This window comes from Patescibacteria group bacterium (assembly GCA_041665345.1).
Taxonomy (GTDB): Bacteria; Patescibacteriota; Patescibacteriia; order PEXW01; family PEXW01; genus JBAYJA01.
In genome coordinates, this window is record JBAYJA010000003.1 from 135,684 (window position 1) to 153,460 (window position 17,777).

Genomic DNA, 17,777 nt, shown 5'->3' on the forward strand with positions numbered 1-17,777 from the left:
GCTTCGAGTGACGGAGTAGCGGGAGACGTAAAAAACGGCTCACGCGGAACTGTGAGCGCGAAACGAGCTGGTCTCAGACCACGAACAAAACCCGAGCATCAGCGAGGGACGCGTCGAGTGGTGCGGACGAGAGGACTCGAACCTCCAAGCCCTTGCGGGCACTACCACCTCAAGGTAGCGTGTCTACCAATTGCACCACGTCCGCCTAGGCTTTTGCCTTTTGCTTGGTTGTGTCTTTCCGCACTTCCTTCAAACGCTTCCGGTACCCCTTGCGGAGGTGAGACAGCGTTGCGCGGCGTACCCGGAATTGCTTCACCACATCAATCTTCGCAATCGTGGGCGCGTGGACAGGGAAAATGCGTTCCACGCCAATCCCCTCGGAAACCTTGCGGACCGTAAAGGTGCCATGCAAACCCTGGCCATGGCGAACGTCCAAAATAGTACCCTCGAAGACCTGGATGCGCTCTTTGTCGCCTTCCTTAATCTTTTGGTGCACTTTCACCACCATACCTGGTTTCAGGACAGGCAGGTCTGTGCGTTGTTTGGCTTTAGCGGTTTCGCGGATGATATCCATATGCTGTAGCAGTGTACGGATTGTGGCAGGGTTCGTCAAGGGCTAGACATTGAAGGCATCGTACGGCACCCGTTGCCGAATTCATACCTCTTGGTACTATACAGGCAAATGAGGAGGATACATGCAAAAGAATGAACCTTTCCAGGCTAAGGATTCATCGGTCGAATCCACGGTTGGGGCCAAAATTGTACCTAGGGAATCTTCCCTTCCATCAGGGCTCAAGCTGGTAGGAGATTCCATGTACGTTGACACCGGCAGACGCGGATTGTTTCGGGCAATCAATGATTACCTGTTAGACGCATTTCGGTAGGAGAAAGGAGAAAAATGCGATACGCAGTTCTTTGGATTGATAGCCACGACAATAATGCGGCAGCGTTACAAGCTGCTGCAGAAGCGTGTCCCTCGCCTCGAGTTGTTATTCGGGACATTAGTAACTTTCACGGGACCGACGCTTCCTCACCCCGGCTCTTCACCCCTGATGGTGGGGAAAGGACAGAAATCGCGAGTATCTTTGCCTACCTCCGAACGGGCGATGAGCTCGCAACCCCCTAGTACAACCACCGGCCTCAGTTTTACTGAGGCCTTTTTTGTAAATTCGTCAGGAGGTCCTGCAGTACTGGCGGGAGCGGCGCTTCAAAGGCATGTCGGACGTCCGACAGGTCGGCAAACCCCAGTTTCCAACTGTGCAAGAAAGGTCGGTCAAAGGCAACTTTTTGCTTTACCCAGCGGCTGGCGTACACGGTGTCGCCGACAATTGGCAGACCAAAAGCCAGCAGGTGGGCGCGGATTTGGTTGGTGCGGCCAGTCTCAATGGTTACTTCCAAGAGTGACAGGTGGGTGAATTGCTCCTTCACCGCGTAGTGCGTCACGGCGTCTCGGGTGTGGTCGGTGGGTTTGGGTTGGGAGGCCATGCGGCCAGCGTTACGGCGCGAACGACCCAGGGGGAAGGAAATGGTTCCATCTGGTTTGCCAGGCACGCCATGGACCAGTGCCAGGTATTTTTTTTCCACCTCGTGATTCTGGAATTGCTTCTTCAAATGGTCGAACATCATTTGCGTGCGCGCCACGACCATGACGCCAGAGACATCCCGGTCCAGACGGTGCACAATGCCCGGGCGTTCGGGGTCTTCACCCACCCCTTGGATTTCCGGGTACTTGGTTTGTAGCCAATCAACCAAGGTGTCTGCTTCTGGATGTTGCGGCGCAGCATGCACCAGCAAACCACTGGGTTTATCTAGGATAAGGTAGTCAGGGGTTTCAGAAATAATGTGTGGTTCACCCAGCACCACTTCTTTGCTCTCATTTTTTGTCATAGTGGTGCTGGGTGAAAGCATGAACAGGTTCGATTCCGGCTTTGCGGAGCCATTCGTGGAGGGTTGGCAGGTCATCCTGGGCTTTGGCAAACTCCTGTTCCCAAATACGCTTAGGGATACGAAGCTGGCCCGCCTGGCGGACGACCGTACGGAGACCTTCCCACGTAATGGGTTCTATGGCAAATCCCAGTTGGGTGGCAAAACGCAGGCAGCGGAGGATGCGGGTGTGATCTTCAGCAAAGCGTACTTCTGGGTTTCCCACGGTTCGCAGGGTTTTCTGGTTGGTATCCACTTGTCCATGGAAAGGATCAACCAGTTCTCCGGTTCGCGTATTGACGGCCATGGCGTTGATGGTGAAGTCCCGGCGCTGCAAGTCAGTTTCCATTGGCAGCTCAGGGTCCGGCACAGCCTGGGTGTCGTGGTACGCGCCGTTTGCATCTGTTTGTTCACTCCGAGGCAGCGCAATGTCTACAGCTTCATCACCAATGGTCAGCGTGAGCACGCCCCAGCGCGCACCTTTCTCATCAACTGTACCAATGGACTGAAGCGCAGCACGAAGTTCGTCAATTGGCAGGTTGCGAACCACCAGATCCAGGTCAGTCGTGGGCCGGTTGAGGAGTGCATCCCGAACCGATCCACCCACGACAAAAAGTTCTGCTGTTGTGGGTAGCGCTTGGAGGATTTTTTGGATGGTGGGGTGGTTTTTTACTTGGGTGACCATATACGGAAGTACTCTTTTGCGAGCAGCGCTGTGACCACATACGCCGGGAATCCAGTAAATGCAGCACGGCCATCCATTTGCGATTTGTGGCAGCAGACGGCGCGGCGTTTCACTACAGCGTTGATGGGGATAGTGAGGTTGGGCTGGAGAAAGTGGATGGTGCGGGCGTAGTTGGGTGATTTTCGGCGGGCGTACAGGAACGCTTTGGCGTTGCGCTGGACGCGTGGGGGCAGAACGGCAGCGGCAAATGGGAGCTGCAGTTTTTTGGCCAACTTCCGCCCAACCTCGCCGGCGGCTACGTGGTCATGGTGGCCAGTAATACCGCAAGGACCAAAGCTGACTACAACCTCTGGCTGGAAAGTTTTTGCCAGGGTGAAAAGTTTTTTACCAAAGGCCACGGCGTGCTTCTGGAGCTGGCCATCAGGGAAGTTCCAGGTGACCAGCTTCGTGACTCGGAGGATTTTTGCAGCATGTTCCAGCTCTTTGCAACGGCAGGCGGCAAGCTCGTGGCTGGTCATGGGTAGGCGGACGTGTGAGACGCCCTGCTCCCCTTTCGTGCCGCAGACCAGGAGATTCTGTCCACCCGCCTTTGCATTCGCTGCTAAGGTTCCGGCCATAACGTAACTCTCATCATCTGGGTGGGCAGTGATGATGAGCAAGCGTTTCCCAAGGATGGGGTGTGATGATGGAACCTGCATAATCCCAGTATACCCCATGGGGGTATTTGCACAGTTCAGGAATACTCGTAGTATGGGGAGTGGGCATGGGCGCGTAGCTCAGTTGGTAGAGCGGGTGTCTTACCCGCCTCCCGGAGTACGGCGTAGAGTAGCACATTCTTATATTCCTTGATTGTTGAAGCGCGCCTAGCTCAACTGGTTAGAGCAGTCGTCTTATACACGACCGGTTCCTGGTTCGAGTCCAGGGGCGCGCACCAACAGTTTTGGAGTACAGATCCGTACGGCGGGCAGGTACACACCTGGTCCTAGGTTCGAGTCCTAGCGCGCCCACCAGCTCGTTTTGCCCTGCGGTCTCCGCGCGTCCCGCTGCTGCGTGACTCGCTCCAACCATAGGGCAAAGCCTCGCTTTACCCTATGAAGCCGTACTCCCTCCCTTCGGTCGGTCCGTGCCTGCTTCATGGGGACCCCGAAAGAAAATAGAGACAAGGTGCTCATTCAGTTGCGGGACTGCGTCTCATCACGTGAACAACAACACAGTATACTCGCTACAGCATGTTTTCCAGTCTGCAACAATGCAGCCATGGTGATTCATGGTTGGACTTTTGCGTCGGTTGCCCTCCCCTAGACTTTTCTTGTGACTAGCTTGGGTTTCTGTCCCACGTGTCCCCAGTGGCCAAACCAGCGGACGAGTTTCGACATGACGCCACCCTCTTCTAGCTTAAGGAAGAAGAGCGTGGTGGCAACATACTGGAAGGACCAGAAGATGCCCGCGAACAGGAAGAGGATGATGAGCGTGATCACCAGCGACGCATTAATGTAGTTTCCAAGGCCGCTGAGGAATCCGGCACTGTCAGAGATGAACAGGTTGACGATTGGCGGGAAGAACAGCGTTGAAAAGGCAACGACAATAACCGTGAAGATGAGGAAGAGGATGATGGCCATCTCCACACTCGCAAGCCAGTGCTGGCGGAAGAGGTGCCAGGCATCTTTGATTGCTTGGCGAACCGTGCGGCCACGCAACGCCACGTACGCCGAGGCAAACTGCAGTAAGAAGCCCACCACCACCGCAAACGGTACGAGGATAATGAAGGTAATGATCCCCAGGGTGGTTGCCCAGATTTCTTGACCGTTACTGAGGTACAGTGAGACTAAGGGCACGGCAATGAGCATAGCAGCACCAGTGGTCACCACACGCTGCAGAATGTTCAACCAGAAAATGGGCCAGAAGGTTCGGGCGCCATCACGAAAACTCTCCTCTGGCTGCACAATTTTTCCGCGGCGGAGTTTTTCCGTAGCGGTGATGAGTGCACCCTGGGAGAGGACAGACATCCAAATGAAGAAAGCGAAAATGCCAATGACGATGAGTAGTGTGAGAATGTTGGCAACGGACACGGTTTTCCAGAACTGCGATACGTTATTCAGAATGAATGACAGGGTTTCTGATTGGTAGAAGATTTTTGCCTGCGCCAGGTTCTCACCCTGATTCTGAATAATTGAAAGGTTGGTAAGGAAGGAGTCAATACCACTGACCAGGGCAGAGTTCATGAGGACAGCGAAAAACCCAAAGAACCACAGGAACTTGTGGCGGCGGGCAATGCGCCACGCCTCGCGGATAGTCTGCAGGTAGATGGTTTTTTGGATGGGTTTTTCCTCCATGGGTAAAAGTATAGCATTTGCTGGGGTGGAAGGTAAGGGTATGGATAGCAGTATGGATGGAGGGTTAGGGTGGGACGGTGTAAAAAATTTTTCCCTAGAGCACCCTCTCTAGGGTGCGAAGATCGTTGGTCACGAATCAGGTGTAAACAGAGTTGGCCCATTGACACAAAGTTTTTTCCCGGAGGGCGCGCGGGCACAGCGGCACCGCGCTGGGGTTTGGTTTTACATTTTCGTCCTCCGTTCCTCCGAAACCAAAAACCCCACTCGGGTAGAGCGGGGCCTTGTACTTCGAATTGTACAATATCTTAGACAGTCACTGGAGTTGGTACTGGTTTCAGGAATGGCTTGACTAGTGCGGCAAACTCTTCTTGCTCCAAGGTTTCCTTTTCCAAAAGTTTCGCCACAATCGCATCTAAAGCTGGGCGGGACTTCTGGACAATTTTTTTGGCAGTCTCGTGACCATGCTTCAGGAATTTATCCACAGCAGCATCAATGTTTTCCGCAACTTTTTCGGAGTAGTCACGCTGTTCGGTAATTTCCCGACCCAGGAAGATCATTTCCTCCTTGTTGCCGTAGGTGCGGCTGCCCAGCTCGCTCATGCCAAACTCTGTCACAAGCTTCCGTGCTAAGCGCGTGGCTTGCTGCAGGTCGTTCCGGGCACCCGTGGTAATGTCGCCAAAGACTTCCTGCTCCGCCACCTGTCCGGCGAGCATGACGGCCAGGTCATCAATGAACTCGGCTTTGCTGTGCAGCTTCTTCTCAAACTCTGGTAGCTTCAGCGTGTACCCAGCAGCCTGGCCACGGGAAATGATCGACACTTTGTGCACCGGGTCAGCATTCGGCAAGCTGGCAGACACCAGCGCATGCCCGGCTTCGTGTACGGCGGTGATCTTCTTCTCCTGCTCGCTCAGCACGTGGCTCTTGCGCTCCGGCCCCAGCATGACTTTCTCAATAGACTCCAGGCACTCATTCTGCCCAACCTGCTTCAAATTTCGGCGGGCAGCCAGGATCGCAGCTTCGTTTAGCAAGTTTGCCAGATCAGCCCCGGAAAAGCCCGGTGTCCGCTGCGCAACTTTTTGCAGGTTCACGTCAGGCGCCAATGGCTTCTTGCGGCTGTGGACTTTCAGAATGGCTTCCCGGCTCTTCAGGTCAGGCAGGTCCAGAATCACGCGCCGGTCAAAGCGGCCAGGGCGGAGCAAGGCGGGGTCCAGCACGTCAGGCCGGTTGGTGGCAGCAATGACAATGACATTCGTCTCCGTATCAAAGCCGTCCATTTCCACCAGAATTTGGTTGAGGGTTTGCTCGCGTTCATCATGGCTGCCGCCTAAGCCCGAACCGCGCTGGCGTGCCACGGCGTCAATTTCATCCACGAAGATAATGCACGGGGCAGCTTTCTTGGCGCGGCGGAACAGATCCCGCACGCGGGAGGCGCCGACGCCCACAAACATTTCCACAAATTCGGAACCAGAAATGTGGAAGAAAGGCACACCCGCTTCACCTGCCACGGCTTTGGCCAGCAAGGTTTTGCCGGTGCCCGGGCTGCCAACGAGCAGCACGCCACGGGGAATTTTTGCACCCAGCGCGGTGAACTTCTTGGGGAACTTTAAAAATTCCACAACTTCCATGAGTTCGGTCTTGGCTTCTTGCGCGCCAGCCACGTCGGCAAACGTGGTGGGGACCCGCTTCTTCTGCTGGTCTGGCTGCTCCTTGGGCCCAGTTTGGCCAAAGGACATAGCGCGGTTGTTCACGTTCTGCGCTTGGCGCATCATGAACCAGAAGAAAAAGATGAACAATGCTAAGGGCAGGAGGATTGGCAGAATGGCGCCCAGCCACACCGAGCCGCTGGATGGTTGCTTCACCTGCAAATCAATGGCGGCAATTTTCTCCGGTGCCACGTTGTAGTTTTTCAACGCCGTGGTGAAGGAATCCGCCGGCTCTTTGTAGGCCGTGCGCTTCTCGTCAGACTTCAGGGTGATGTTCAGTTTCTCCCCATCCACCTGCACTTGCTTCACCTCATCTTTTTGGATGGCCACTACCAGTTCATTCAAGGGCATGGACTTGGGTTTGCTGCTCTCACCTCCCACAAACGAGAAGACAGAGGAGATGACCAGCAGGGCGACCACGAAAATGAGGATATTTTTGCTAAGGTTTTTCATAGAAAGGTTGCGTCAGTATGGTAAATCAGCCGGGGTAGGTAAACTTTCCCTACTCTGCTTTTTCTTCAGTCACTGCTTCGGCTGGCGCTGCTGTTTTTTCGGTCTCAGACTTGTCTTCGGTGTCGTCTGTTTTTTCTTCATCCGCTTTCTTTCCTTCTGGTTCTGGTAGCAGAGCCTTCATGGACAACCCCAAGCGGTGCTGGGTGGGATCAAAGGAAATCACTTTGAATTCTTTTACGTCGCCTGGGCGGACAATTTCACCGGGATCCTTCACCCGGTCATGTGAGAGTTCAGAAATGTGGCAGAGGCCGTGGACAATGTCATCCAGTTCCACGAAGGCGCCAAAGGTGTTCAAGCGGGCAACCTTCCCTTTCACCGTGTCGCCAACTTTGTAGCGCTCGGCGGCTTGGGCCCACGGGTCATCCTGCAAACGTTTGAAGGAGAGGGAAATCTTTGCACCATCAATGCCAATAATCATTGCCTTGGCATCGTCGCCAATGTGGAAGACGCCTTTGGGATTATCAATACGCTGCCAGGCGAGTTCGGAAATGTGCACCAAGCCTTCCAGTCCGTCACCAAAACCCACGAAGACGCCGAAGTCCACCACGCCGGTAATTTTCCCTTCCACAATTTGGTTCAGCTGGAATTGCTTCAGCGTTTCCACGCGCTGCTCTTCCCAGGCAGCTTTTTCCGAGACAATGAGCTTGCTGGCTTCTTCATCAATATCCAAGACCTTCACGGCAAAAGATTGGCCAATGAATTTATTCAGGAGTTCCAAAATGCGGGATTTGTCGCCGCCTTCCACGCGGGGGTAGTGTTCGGGCGTGAGCTGGGACACGGGCAAGAAGCCGTCAATGCGGCCAAGTTTCACCATGAGTCCACCTTTGTTGGCAGCAACCACCACCACATCCACGGGTTTGCGCTCACTGAGGATGGCATCCAATTCGCCCCAGGCTTTCTCATGCCCGGCCAAGCGGAAGGAGAGTTCCATTTCTCCATTCTCATTTTCCATGTCTAACACCGTTGCTTGGGCACGATCCCCAACTTTTAAGGTTGCGGTTTCACCAGATTCATCCACCAACTCTTTCCCCCGGATAATCCCGGTGGTAATCCCGTCAATGTCCAGGTGGACTTCAGATTTGGATAGCGCAATAACCGTCCCTTCCACCACATCCCCTACTTTGGGCAGGGTGGGCTGGTTTGGGGATTCCAGGAGCGAGGCAAACGCGGCTGACGTATGTTGATCGGTCATAGAGAACAAAAAAAATGCTTAACCACGCTCCAGCAAAGCTTGCTGGACGGGCTCGCAGCGCACGCTAGCGCCACGATTGCGGATGCGTAAGGAATAGGAATGAGCTTTTTGAGAGTACGCTGCTTTGGAAATCTTTGCAAGAATTGACAGAAGTGTATTTTTTTGGTATAGTATGGACATGGCAAAGATCTCTGGAATCAAAACCGATCTCCTCCTCCGCAATGCGCAACGGCTGGTTTCGCCTATCACCAGTAAGTACGGGGACAAGCCAATTTCGGCCATGAAGTTCAAAAAATTGATGGAACATGCGGATGTGGAGCATATTGAGAAGGTGCGTTTTCAAAAAACGGTTACCACCCACCAAGCCAAGAAGTTTCTGGGCTCGTTCTTGAAGCATATTCAGGAGCATCCTCAATATAAAGTTTCTGGGTTCGCCAAAGAAATGGTGCACGCCAAGTTGCACCAGGGGGATCACGCCATTCAGAATTTTGATCCCAAAATGCTGGGCGAACATGGCTTGGAGTACTTACGAGAAGAGCAGGCGAAAGAAACGCAGACTACGGGACCGTCCCTAGAAGAGAAGCAGCGCCTGGAACGCCGGCAAGCGGCAATCAAGAATTTGAACATACGCCACAGCGCAGAAGAACGAGACAAACTTACCTCCGTGGTTCCCAAAGATGTGGTTGGTTCGGCGAATGCTGCCAAAGCACAGAGCTCCGTCTTTGGTGATACGAAAACTGCTGGTACAGTGAATCCAGGTTCCACAAAAGCCGTTCCAGGAAATACGACAACGGGCGCGCCTCGGCCAGTGCAACTGGGTGGAGGTATGGCTTCACAGTTGGGTCACCAACAGCAGGAGAAAGCCACGGTGGTGCCAGTCTTTGGCGTGACGCAGGCAAAAGCCTCTGCTGACCCCGGGAAACCGGTTGCTGAAGATAATTTCCAAGCGTTGGTGCAAGCAGAAGCAGCGGCAAAGGCGGGGAATGTCAAGGCTGAGGATGACCTGCCGAACACGGATGATGTGGATACGAATTTGCCGCTCGCTGCCTGAAAAATGCCCTTGATTCCAGAGCGTTTCCTTGCTACGCTGCAGAGGACGGCGAGCGTTTTTCTCGTCCTTCCTTGAACCGAAAAAATCCCCATGATCATCACTTGGCTTGGTCACTCCTGCTTCAAAATCCAAACCGCAAACGCCATTGTCCTCATTGACCCCTACGAGCCTGGGGTGGGCTTGAAATTGCCCAAAGTCACGCCAGATTTTGTACTCATCACCCACGACCATGCTGACCACAATTACCTGCAAGGCGTCAGTGGCTCGCCCTTTGTGGCCAAGGGTCCAGGCGAGTATGAAGTGCGTGGGGTGTTTGCCCAAGGTGTGGCGGGTTTCCACGATGCCACGCAGGGCACGGAGCGCGGGGGCATTACCATGTACCGGCTGGAAGCAGATGATTTGAAGTTGGCGCACCTGGGTGATCTTGGCCAACCCAAACTCACAGACGAGCAGTTTGAACAGCTCAACGGTGTGGACATTCTCTTCATCCCCGTGGGCGGGTTCTACACCATTGACGCCAAGGCGGCCTCGGATATCATCACCCAGCTGGAACCCCGGATTGTCATTCCCATGCACTACCTGGTGCACGGCATGGACAAGAAGCGCTTCCCCATTGCCGGCGTGGACGCATTTATTAAAGTCATGGGCGTGAAGAGCGAACCAACGGATAAGCTGAAAATTGTGAAAAAAGATTTACCGCAGGAAGAAACCCAAGTGGTCATTCTCAAACCAGACGCGTAAGGTATGCCCTCCCTCGACGCTATTACCCCAAACCCGAAGCGCCGGAAGCAGGCACCACGCGTGCGCGGCATGGCGGCTCCGTTGAGCCCCGAGGAAATGCAGCGTCGCCGCAAGCTGGTGTTCTGGTCTGTGGGTATTGTGACCGGTCTCATTGTCTTCCTGTGGATTGTCACCCTCCCTTCGGTGCTGGAATCGCAGAAGGGTTCCAGCCCGGCTTTTGGAAAATTCTCGGAGCAGGTGCGCAACCTGTTCAAGTTTGGGAAGGATGACCCCCGAGATTCTATTAAAAATATCAATCCAAACAGCCCCACCCCAGAGCAGGTGCAGCAGCTCCGTGAGGCAATTTTCCCTGCTGCAAATACGAATTCCGCCAATGTAAATAGCCAGACGAATACCAATGCCTCCTAAGCCTAAGCCTAAGTCCAGCCCAGCCTCAAAGCCCGTACAACCCACGCTTAGCCTCAACACTGGCCAGCTTCGTGCCCGGCCAATTGTGGAGGAAATGCAAACGTCGTACTTGGATTACGCCATGTCCGTCATTGTGGCGCGCGCGTTGCCGGACGTGCGGGACGGACTGAAGCCCGTGCACCGGCGCATTCTCTACGCCATGAAAGACCTGGGACTCACGCACGCGGCCAAGTACCGCAAGTCGGCCACCGTGGTTGGTGAAGTGCTGGGTAAGTATCACCCACATGGTGACGTGGCTGTGTACGATTCGATGGTGCGTTTGGCGCAGGACTTTGCCATGCGCTATCCATTGGTGGACGGCCAAGGGAACTTTGGTTCCATGGACGGTGACTCTGCTGCGGCCATGCGCTACACCGAAGCGCGCTTGGAGAAGATCAGCCAAGAGATGCTGCGGGACATTGAGAAGAACACTGTAGACTTCATTCCAAATTATGACGGCAGCCGGCAAGAGCCAACCGTGCTTCCGGCCGCGCTCCCCAACCTCCTGCTCAACGGCGCCGTGGGTATTGCCGTGGGTATGGCCACGTCCATTCCTCCGCACAACCTGCGGGAGCTCTGCGATGCGATTGTCCACCTGATTGCTGAACCTGAGGCGACGGTGGATGACCTGATGAAGTTCGTCACTGGTCCCGACTTCCCCACCGGCGGGACGATTTTTGACCGGAAAGAAATTGAAGCCGCCTACACCACGGGTAAGGGCGCCATTGTGATCCGCGCCAAGACCGACATTGTGGAAGCGAAGAATGGCAGCTACCACATTATCGTTACGGAAGTTCCCTACCAGGTGAACAAGTCCAGCTTGCTGGAGCACATTGCCGACTTGGTGCGGGACAAGAAGCTGGAAGGCATTCGGGATTTGCGTGATGAGTCAGACAAAGACGGCGTGCGCGTGGTTATTGAACTGAAGAAAGACGCCTACCCCAAGAAGGTGCTGAACCGGCTGTACGACATGACGGATTTGCAAACCACGTTCCATGTGAATTTGCTGGCCTTGGTGGATGGCATTCAGCCGCGCGTGCTGCACCTGAAGGGCGTGCTGGAAGAGTACATCAAGCACCGCGTGGTGGTGATTCGTCGCCGCACGCAGTACGACTTGGACCGGACCAAAGAGCGCGTCCACATTCTCAAAGGTTTGAAGATTGCCGTGGACAATATTGACGCGGTCATCCGCTTGATCAAGAAGTCCAAAGATAAAGATGAGGCTCGGGTGAACCTCATGAAGCAGTTCAAGCTCAGTGAGATTCAGGCCGTGGCGATTTTGGAAATGCGCTTGCAGCAGTTGGCCAACCTGGAGCGCCTGAAGATTGAGCAAGAGCTGAAAGAGAAGCTGCAGCTCATCAAAGAGCTGGAAGCCTTGCTGGCCAGCCCCAAGCGCATCCGCGGCGTCATTTCCAAAGAGGTGACGGAGATTCGGGAACTGTACGGGGATGACCGCCGCACGGTGGTGAACCCCAACCCGGTGGGTGAGTTCCGGCAAGAAGATCTTATTCCCAACGAAGCCACGGTGATCATGCTTACCCGCGATGGGTACATCAAGCGGGTGGAGCCGGAGTCTTTCAAGACCCAAGGCCGGGGTGGCAAAGGCGTCATTGGTTTGACCACGAAGGAAGAAGACAGCGTGGAACAGCTGTTCGCTACCATGACCCATGCGGATCTGCTGTTCTTCACCACCCGCGGCCGTGTGTTCCAGCTGAAGGCCTACGATGTGCCACAGGCTTCCCGTACGGCCAAAGGCCAAGCCGTAGTGAACTTCCTGCAGCTGGGGCCTGACGAGAAAGTCTCCGCAGTCCTCTCCCTGGCGGAAATTGCTGAAGAGAAATACCTCATCATGCTCACCCGCCAAGGCACTATTAAGAAAACCGAACTTATTGCCTTCAAAGACGTGCGTCGCTCTGGGCTCATTGCCGTCAAACTCAAGCCCGAAGATAGGCTGGAGTGGGTGAAGCCCAGCAGTGGCAAGGATGACATCATCTTGGTCTCCGTGAATGGCCAGAGCATCCGCTTTGCGGAAAAGTCCGTCCGCCCCATGGGCCGTACCGCTGGTGGCGTGCGCGGTATGAACCTAAAGCGCGGTGACATGGTTGCGGGCATGGACATTATTCCCGAAGGCAAAGCCGGCACCAACGAGCAGCTCCTAGTGATCATGGGCGCAGGCTACGGCAAGCGCACGAACCTGAAGGAGTACCGCATCCAGGGCCGCGGCGGTTCCGGCATCAAGACTGCCAAGATTACCGAGAAGACCGGGAAGATTGTTTCTGCCTTCATTGTGAATGCCAAGCGCGAGCAAGAAGACGTGGTCATCATTTCTGAAAAAGGTCAGGTCATTCGTTTGCCGCTGAAGCAAGTTTCTGTCCTGGGCCGCGACACGCAGGGTGTGCGCCTGATGCGCTTCAAAGAGGTGAAGGACAGCGTGGCCTCAGTTACCTTTGTATAATTTTTCGAAATGACCAACGTGGGTAGCCCGGGTCCCCTGACCCGGGCTTTGGTTTTGCAGTGACTTTATGAAAATGAAAAAAAGCCCCTCGTTGTGTGACGAGGGGTGTTTGTTTAGTCTTTCCGAGCGCTTGGTGGTAGCCCAAGCACTTGTCGGTAGGTCTCAATGGTGGGTAGCTGTTGTAGCTCGTTTTCATCCCCGCTGGAGATGAATACATGGCCAAGTGCAGCATCCACCGATCGGGGTGAGAAAATGAGATCCGTGGGAACCGGTCCTTCCAGGCTCATTAGTATTTCCACCGGGATTTTAAAAAAGTGTCTTGCAACATCGCAGACTAAGAAACGATGCTCGGGAGGAGTGTTGCGGAGGACTTTCAACTCACCTTTTTTCTCCCCAGTACAGCGTGGGCATTCCATGGGAACCTCGTATGGCAAATGTGCATTTTCAATTTCAATGCGTTCCGCCAACCTTACCTTGGCGCTACAGTGCTGTCAATAAAAAGACCCGCCTCCAGATTGGGGGCGGGTAAAAGTACCTTAGAATTTTGCGTAGTACTGTTCTGAGCATTCCCAAGCCAAACGGACAGCTTCTTTTTCATCCGGGAAGTCGCCGAATTGGTCCAGAATTGCAACCAGCTCTGTGTTATTCGACGGTTGCGATTGCGCATTGGTCACATACAGAACAGGTTCAGCCCAGTCCACTTCCCGCGCTTCTCGTTTCGGCTTGTCAAAATGAATGGTCAGTGCCTCAGGGGTTGCGGCAATGCATGGCTGTAAGCCGCACTGTTTGAGTTTAATAAGTTTCTGCGCAAATCCGATAGGTGGTTTTGGCAGCTGCACTTGGTAGCTGAACTGCTTTTGCTCTCTATCCCGCTTTTCGTCAATATGCCAGGGCCAAACATCTTGGAGTGCCATAAGAAATCTTCTGGACGTCATCTTCATGTTGAGAGAGATGATTTTCAGAACGATTGACGTTAGTATGCCAACGCCAGCGACAATAATACAAACCCCGGTGACTGTTGGGCTATCGTTGAAAAGAGCAATACAGCCAACGATAAGCGCAATTACCCACAGGACGATAGTAAATACACGCGTTCCATGAATGTGGCCTGACCATTCGTCATTGACGTAAGTTCTGGATTCCCCGTCCAAATGTTCAAAGCGCCAGAGATTGCACTTTATGCAGAAGTTCTTCCATAGCTCTGCCGGAATAACGGCAATGGGGGTATACCCTGTAGTGTTTCTCACTTTATCTTCAAAAGTTTGGACCTCCCGCGCCTCGGCTTGTAGTTGACCTTGGGTCACGGAATTTTTCCTTTCAGCTGCTTTCAGCTCATCTTTCCCACACGGAATATCAACTTCACAGCCGGCAATAATCTCCTGCCGGAATTTGTCTTCGTCGTGCGTGGTTTTTAGCGAGGCTTCGATTTCCCCGAGCTGTTGCTCCAGGAGTAGTCCCCGTTTGTTTCGATTCGTTTGCGCGCCAACTGACAGCACCTCAATAGGCTTGCGTGTTTCTGTGTTTTGCATGTTTTACCTCCAAATGTTAAAGTTCTTTTTGATTCAAGATACTATAACGCTGGCAATGATTCGTGTCAATAAAAAGACCCGCCTCCAGAGGGGAGACGGGTAAAGGTGCTTTAGACTTCATCATCACGATCACGCCTGCGTGGTTTGGCTTCTTGCTGTTTCTTTTGATCAGCAATCGCCTGCTCCACACCAAGAAGGTACAAGTCCAGGAAGAGTAATGAGCTATCTGGAAGAGCGTCGAATGCTTTTTGAACCCGTTGGTTTTCTAGTTGGATATCGGATTGGGAGAGAATACTTTGCCCGGTCAGGTAGCCCTGCGCATAAATTGAGTCAGCAGCTGCGCTCCCAAGAGATGTGCTGTCGCCTGGCGAAACTTTTGTCAGGTAGTTGTTGATCAGTTCCGTTACACTGTCCTCCCAAGCAGAGCTCTTACTTTGAAGGGCGAAGATTCCCCCAACGCAAAGCGCGATAATTGCCCATTTAAAGGGCCGTAACTTCTCCAGCATCACTCCCCCACTTTCTTCAGGATTGGCCACACAAAAGGTGTAACCCGGAGTGTCCGAGAAGTTTCGCAGTCTGCGCACACGTGGCTTTGCTTCTCATGAATTGGATGACCAGGCGCATCCCAGATTCCTCCGGTTGGTTGGGCGACTGCATGGTCACAGCCGGCTGGGTCACGGAATAGCCCAGCTTGGGCTAAGAGCGCGCTGATTTGCTCATCTGTCAGGTGAAGACGAGGCATATTTCCTCCTTGTTAAAAGATCATTTTTCGTACCCTTTGTTGTACCTTTCCTGGGGCAGAACGTCAATGGCTTGCCCAAGTGCCAGGAAATGCAGTAGGATTGACTTATCACGTCCTTTCCTTTACCGTCTAGTTCCTATGGGTCTCCCTGCCAAACGCCGAACCAAACAATCCAAACGCGAGCGCGCTGCGCACTTCGCCCTTTCCGCTGCCTCGCTCACCGTTTGCCCCAAGTGCAAATCCGCCATCCTGCCCCACCGCGTGTGTGCGAATTGCGGGTTCTACAAGGGCCGCGATGTGCTGAAGCTCAAGGACAAAGATGCACGGACTGCAGCTCGAACCAAGAAGCGCGACAGCCGCGCTAGCCGGTAAGCTATGTCCAACCGGCACCTTGCCCGTACCATTGCCCTCCAATCGCTTTTTGAGTGGGATTTTAATGGGAATGCTGCGGATCCGGAGGCGTTGATTGAGAAGAACAAGCTGGAGTTTGCTCCAGATTTTGACGACCATGACTTTGCCCTGCGATTGGTGCGTGGGGTGCTGAAGCACCAACCCGAGATTGATAAGCTCATTGTGCAGTACGCCCCAGAGTGGCCACTTGATCAAATCACCAATGTTGACCGGAACGTCCTGCGCCTGGGGATTTTTGAACTGAAATTTTCCACGGCGGAAGTGCCACCCAAAGTGGCAATTAACGAATCCATTGAACTAGCCAAGAGTTTTGGCGGCGAATCTTCCGGCCGGTTTGTGAACGGTGTGCTGGGCTCCATTTTCAAAGACCATTTGGAAACGCAGGCGCAAACTCCGGAAAGCCAGGTGATTACCCCAGAGAATGTGAAGCGCATGCTGGGCGAGAAGCCACCGGAGATGCCCCCTGCGTCCCCGCCACCTGCTGCATAAGTCTGTATGAAACCTGTCCAGGAGTTTGCCAATGCCATGGGCTTGGAGTGCAAGAACCCCGAGATCCTGAAGCAAGCCTTTGTCCACCGGTCGTACCTCAACGAGCACCCCGAATTCCCCCTGGCGCACAACGAGCGTCTGGAGTTTCTTGGTGATGCCGTGCTGGAATTGGTCGTCACGGAGTACCTGTACCAAACCTACCCCAACCCCGAAGGTGAGCTGACCAACTGGCGCGCCAGCTTGGTGAACGCCAAGACCTTGTCCGAAATTGCGTCTGGCATTGGCATGGATGACTACCTCTACCTCTCCCGCGGTGAATCCCGGGACAAGAATTCCAAAGCGCGGCAAATTATTCTGGCCAACGCTATTGAAGCAGTGGTGGGCGCCATTTTCTTGGACCAGGGCTACCGCGCGGCGGAGAAGTTCATTTCTGACCACGTGCTCACCAAGTTCAAGTACATTTTGGAAAATCAACTGTACCGGGATCCCAAGAGCCAGTTCCAGGAAGCCAGCCAAGAGCGCATGGGCGTGACTCCGACCTATAAGGTACTGTCCCAATCCGGCCCAGACCACGCACGGAACTTCGTGGTGGGCGTGTTCATTGGCGATGAAAAAGTCGCGGAAGGTGAAGGCACGTCCAAGCAAGAGGCCCAGATGGCTGCTGCCGCGGCTGGGTGCAAGGTGAAGGGATGGTGAGGGGGGTAAAAGGTTTGGGTGTGGCGGCGAGTGGGGTTGGAGGGTGAGGGTGGTAGGTAAAAAATGTAGGTGCACAGCTTGCTGTGCGCGGGGTTTGTTATTTGCAAATCGTCATTTCTACAACTCTGTCATTGCGAGGAACGAGTCCTTGAGTGACGCGGCAATCCCGCTGTAATACGGAATCCATTTTGTGTAAGTGATGGGTTGCTTGTTATTGACATTCCTGTTCCACAGGCGATAATGGAATCAACATAGGGGGCAGGAGGAGGTTTCGTGAATACTATTGCACTAATCATCACAGGTGTTGCGTTCGTTGCTCTCGTTATTTTCCTTATACGCACTTCTCGAAAAGCTGAGTAGGGTCAGCTACGAGAAAACCCCTGAGCTCGTCTCCCACGAGCTCTTTTTGTTCGGCAGCATTGACAAAGTACACTTCCAGTGCTAGGGTTATGTGAAATAAATTAATCATAACCAAAGGAGTGAAAATGTCATTTTCAATGAAGAATCCTCGACCTGAAGTGACTGTATTTACCTGGTATGAGAACGATTTTGGGTATGCTCCCGACACGCTGCAGCTTTACGAGCGGGTACAAGAGTATATCCACGATGAAATGATCACGGACATCGCATTTGATATGCGTCGGGTTCATCAGGTTAATGAACATGGTCTGAATCTGTTAGCCATTCTCCTCAGGGACATTCAGGCGGCGAAGCGGGTCTTTGTCCTACTGGGCAGTTCAAGAACAGTTCATTCTGCGCTCAAGCATGTCAATCCTGAGGCTCAGTTTCCAAGGTATCCCACTCTGAAAATGTACCTGGAAGCACTGCATAAGCAGCCTGCCCCATAATCAATTAGCAAAGCTCACC

Annotated in this window: 19 protein-coding genes, 2 tRNA genes and 1 pseudogene; 10 read left to right on the top strand and 12 right to left on the bottom strand. The window is 53.7% G+C overall.

Translation table 11 applies throughout. The features are described from left to right. Positions 1–118: 118 nt before the first annotated feature. Positions 119–205: transfer RNA gene (locus WCV85_05405), tRNA-Leu, on the bottom strand. Beyond that, positions 206–574: a 50S ribosomal protein L19 gene (rplS, locus tag WCV85_05410; protein ID MFA6474288.1), complete on the bottom strand. Its 369-nt coding sequence runs from the start codon at positions 572–574 to the stop codon at positions 206–208. It lies immediately after the preceding tRNA gene. 324 nt (positions 575–898) lie between these two features. On the opposite strand from rplS, the gene WCV85_05415 reads away from it, so the two are divergent. Beyond that, positions 899–1,126, top strand: coding sequence for a hypothetical protein (locus WCV85_05415; protein ID MFA6474289.1), 228 nt, complete (start codon positions 899–901; stop codon positions 1,124–1,126). Positions 1,127–1,146: 20 nt separating this feature from the next. Here the strand turns inward: WCV85_05415 and WCV85_05420 are convergent, their stop codons facing one another. The 3 genes from WCV85_05420 to WCV85_05430 are packed head-to-tail and all read right to left on the bottom strand — an operon-like array spanning position 1,147 to position 3,306. Continuing rightward, a complete protein-coding gene (locus WCV85_05420) occupies positions 1,147–1,887 on the bottom strand; it encodes an RluA family pseudouridine synthase (protein MFA6474290.1) in 741 nt (246 codons plus the stop codon). Then, complete coding sequence (locus WCV85_05425) at positions 1,874–2,608, bottom strand: hypothetical protein (GenBank protein MFA6474291.1); 735 nt, start codon at positions 2,606–2,608, stop codon at positions 1,874–1,876. The genes WCV85_05420 and WCV85_05425 overlap by 14 nt, the downstream gene beginning before the upstream one ends. Further along, on the bottom strand, positions 2,593–3,306 hold the full coding sequence (locus WCV85_05430) for a PIG-L deacetylase family protein (GenBank protein MFA6474292.1): 714 nt from the start codon (positions 3,304–3,306) through the stop codon (positions 2,593–2,595). The genes WCV85_05425 and WCV85_05430 overlap by 16 nt, the downstream gene beginning before the upstream one ends. Positions 3,307–3,465: 159 nt before the next feature. Here WCV85_05430 and WCV85_05435 point away from each other — a divergent pair. Further along, positions 3,466–3,542, top strand: a tRNA-Ile gene (locus tag WCV85_05435). Between the two features lie 364 nt (positions 3,543–3,906). On the opposite strand, the gene WCV85_05440 is transcribed toward WCV85_05435, so the two are convergent. From WCV85_05440 to WCV85_05450, 3 genes are all read right to left on the bottom strand, one after another. Further along, positions 3,907–4,941, bottom strand: coding sequence for a hypothetical protein (locus WCV85_05440; GenBank protein MFA6474293.1), 1,035 nt, complete (start codon positions 4,939–4,941; stop codon positions 3,907–3,909). A gap of 305 nt (positions 4,942–5,246) precedes the next feature. Next, a complete protein-coding gene (ftsH, locus tag WCV85_05445) occupies positions 5,247–7,097 on the bottom strand; it encodes an ATP-dependent zinc metalloprotease FtsH (GenBank protein ID MFA6474294.1) in 1,851 nt (616 codons plus the stop codon). A gap of 49 nt (positions 7,098–7,146) precedes the next feature. Beyond that, entirely contained in the window at positions 7,147–8,349 is a 1,203-nt protein-coding gene (locus tag WCV85_05450) for a S1 RNA-binding domain-containing protein (GenBank protein MFA6474295.1), read from the bottom strand. 178 nt (positions 8,350–8,527) lie between these two features. On the opposite strand from WCV85_05450, the gene WCV85_05455 reads away from it, so the two are divergent. From WCV85_05455 to gyrA, 4 genes are all read left to right on the top strand, one after another. Beyond that, on the top strand, positions 8,528–9,400 hold the full coding sequence (locus WCV85_05455; protein MFA6474296.1) for a hypothetical protein: 873 nt from the start codon (positions 8,528–8,530) through the stop codon (positions 9,398–9,400). A 90-nt stretch (positions 9,401–9,490) separates the two neighbouring features. After that, positions 9,491–10,141 carry an MBL fold metallo-hydrolase gene (locus WCV85_05460; protein MFA6474297.1) on the top strand — a complete coding sequence of 217 codons (651 nt, stop codon included), beginning with the start codon at positions 9,491–9,493 and terminating at the stop codon, positions 10,139–10,141. Positions 10,142–10,144: 3 nt separating this feature from the next. After that, positions 10,145–10,549: a hypothetical protein gene (locus tag WCV85_05465; GenBank protein MFA6474298.1), complete on the top strand. Its 405-nt coding sequence runs from the start codon at positions 10,145–10,147 to the stop codon at positions 10,547–10,549. Then, complete coding sequence (gene gyrA, locus WCV85_05470) at positions 10,539–13,043, top strand: DNA gyrase subunit A (protein MFA6474299.1); 2,505 nt, start codon at positions 10,539–10,541, stop codon at positions 13,041–13,043. The genes WCV85_05465 and gyrA overlap by 11 nt, the downstream gene beginning before the upstream one ends. Positions 13,044–13,156: 113 nt before the next feature. Here the strand turns inward: gyrA and WCV85_05475 are convergent, their stop codons facing one another. The 4 genes from WCV85_05475 to WCV85_05490 all read right to left on the bottom strand — a co-directional run bounded on the left by WCV85_05475 (position 13,157) and on the right by WCV85_05490 (position 15,314). Next, positions 13,157–13,459 (bottom strand): hypothetical protein, encoded by a 303-nt coding sequence (locus tag WCV85_05475; GenBank protein ID MFA6474300.1) that lies wholly within the window; start codon positions 13,457–13,459, stop codon positions 13,157–13,159. A 120-nt stretch (positions 13,460–13,579) separates the two neighbouring features. Beyond that, entirely contained in the window at positions 13,580–14,572 is a 993-nt protein-coding gene (locus WCV85_05480) for a hypothetical protein (GenBank protein ID MFA6474301.1), read from the bottom strand. 110 nt (positions 14,573–14,682) lie between these two features. Continuing rightward, the gene (locus WCV85_05485; protein MFA6474302.1) at positions 14,683–15,108 is read right to left on the bottom strand and encodes a hypothetical protein; all 426 of its coding nucleotides are present in this window, start codon (positions 15,106–15,108) and stop codon (positions 14,683–14,685) included. After that, entirely contained in the window at positions 15,078–15,314 is a 237-nt protein-coding gene (locus WCV85_05490) for a hypothetical protein (protein ID MFA6474303.1), read from the bottom strand. Before WCV85_05490 ends, WCV85_05485 begins: the two co-directional genes overlap by 31 nt. 138 nt (positions 15,315–15,452) lie before the next feature. Here WCV85_05490 and rpmF point away from each other — a divergent pair. From rpmF to WCV85_05510, 4 genes and pseudogenes are all read left to right on the top strand, one after another. Then, positions 15,453–15,629, top strand: a pseudogene (rpmF, locus tag WCV85_05495) (50S ribosomal protein L32). 60 nt (positions 15,630–15,689) lie between these two features. Next, entirely contained in the window at positions 15,690–16,214 is a 525-nt protein-coding gene (gene nusB, locus WCV85_05500; GenBank protein MFA6474304.1) for a transcription antitermination factor NusB, read from the top strand. Between the two features lie 6 nt (positions 16,215–16,220). Next, complete coding sequence (rnc, locus tag WCV85_05505) at positions 16,221–16,910, top strand: ribonuclease III (GenBank protein ID MFA6474305.1); 690 nt, start codon at positions 16,221–16,223, stop codon at positions 16,908–16,910. 485 nt (positions 16,911–17,395) lie between these two features. After that, positions 17,396–17,758 carry a hypothetical protein gene (locus tag WCV85_05510; protein ID MFA6474306.1) on the top strand — a complete coding sequence of 121 codons (363 nt, stop codon included), beginning with the start codon at positions 17,396–17,398 and terminating at the stop codon, positions 17,756–17,758. The last annotated feature ends 19 nt before the right edge of the window (positions 17,759–17,777 follow it).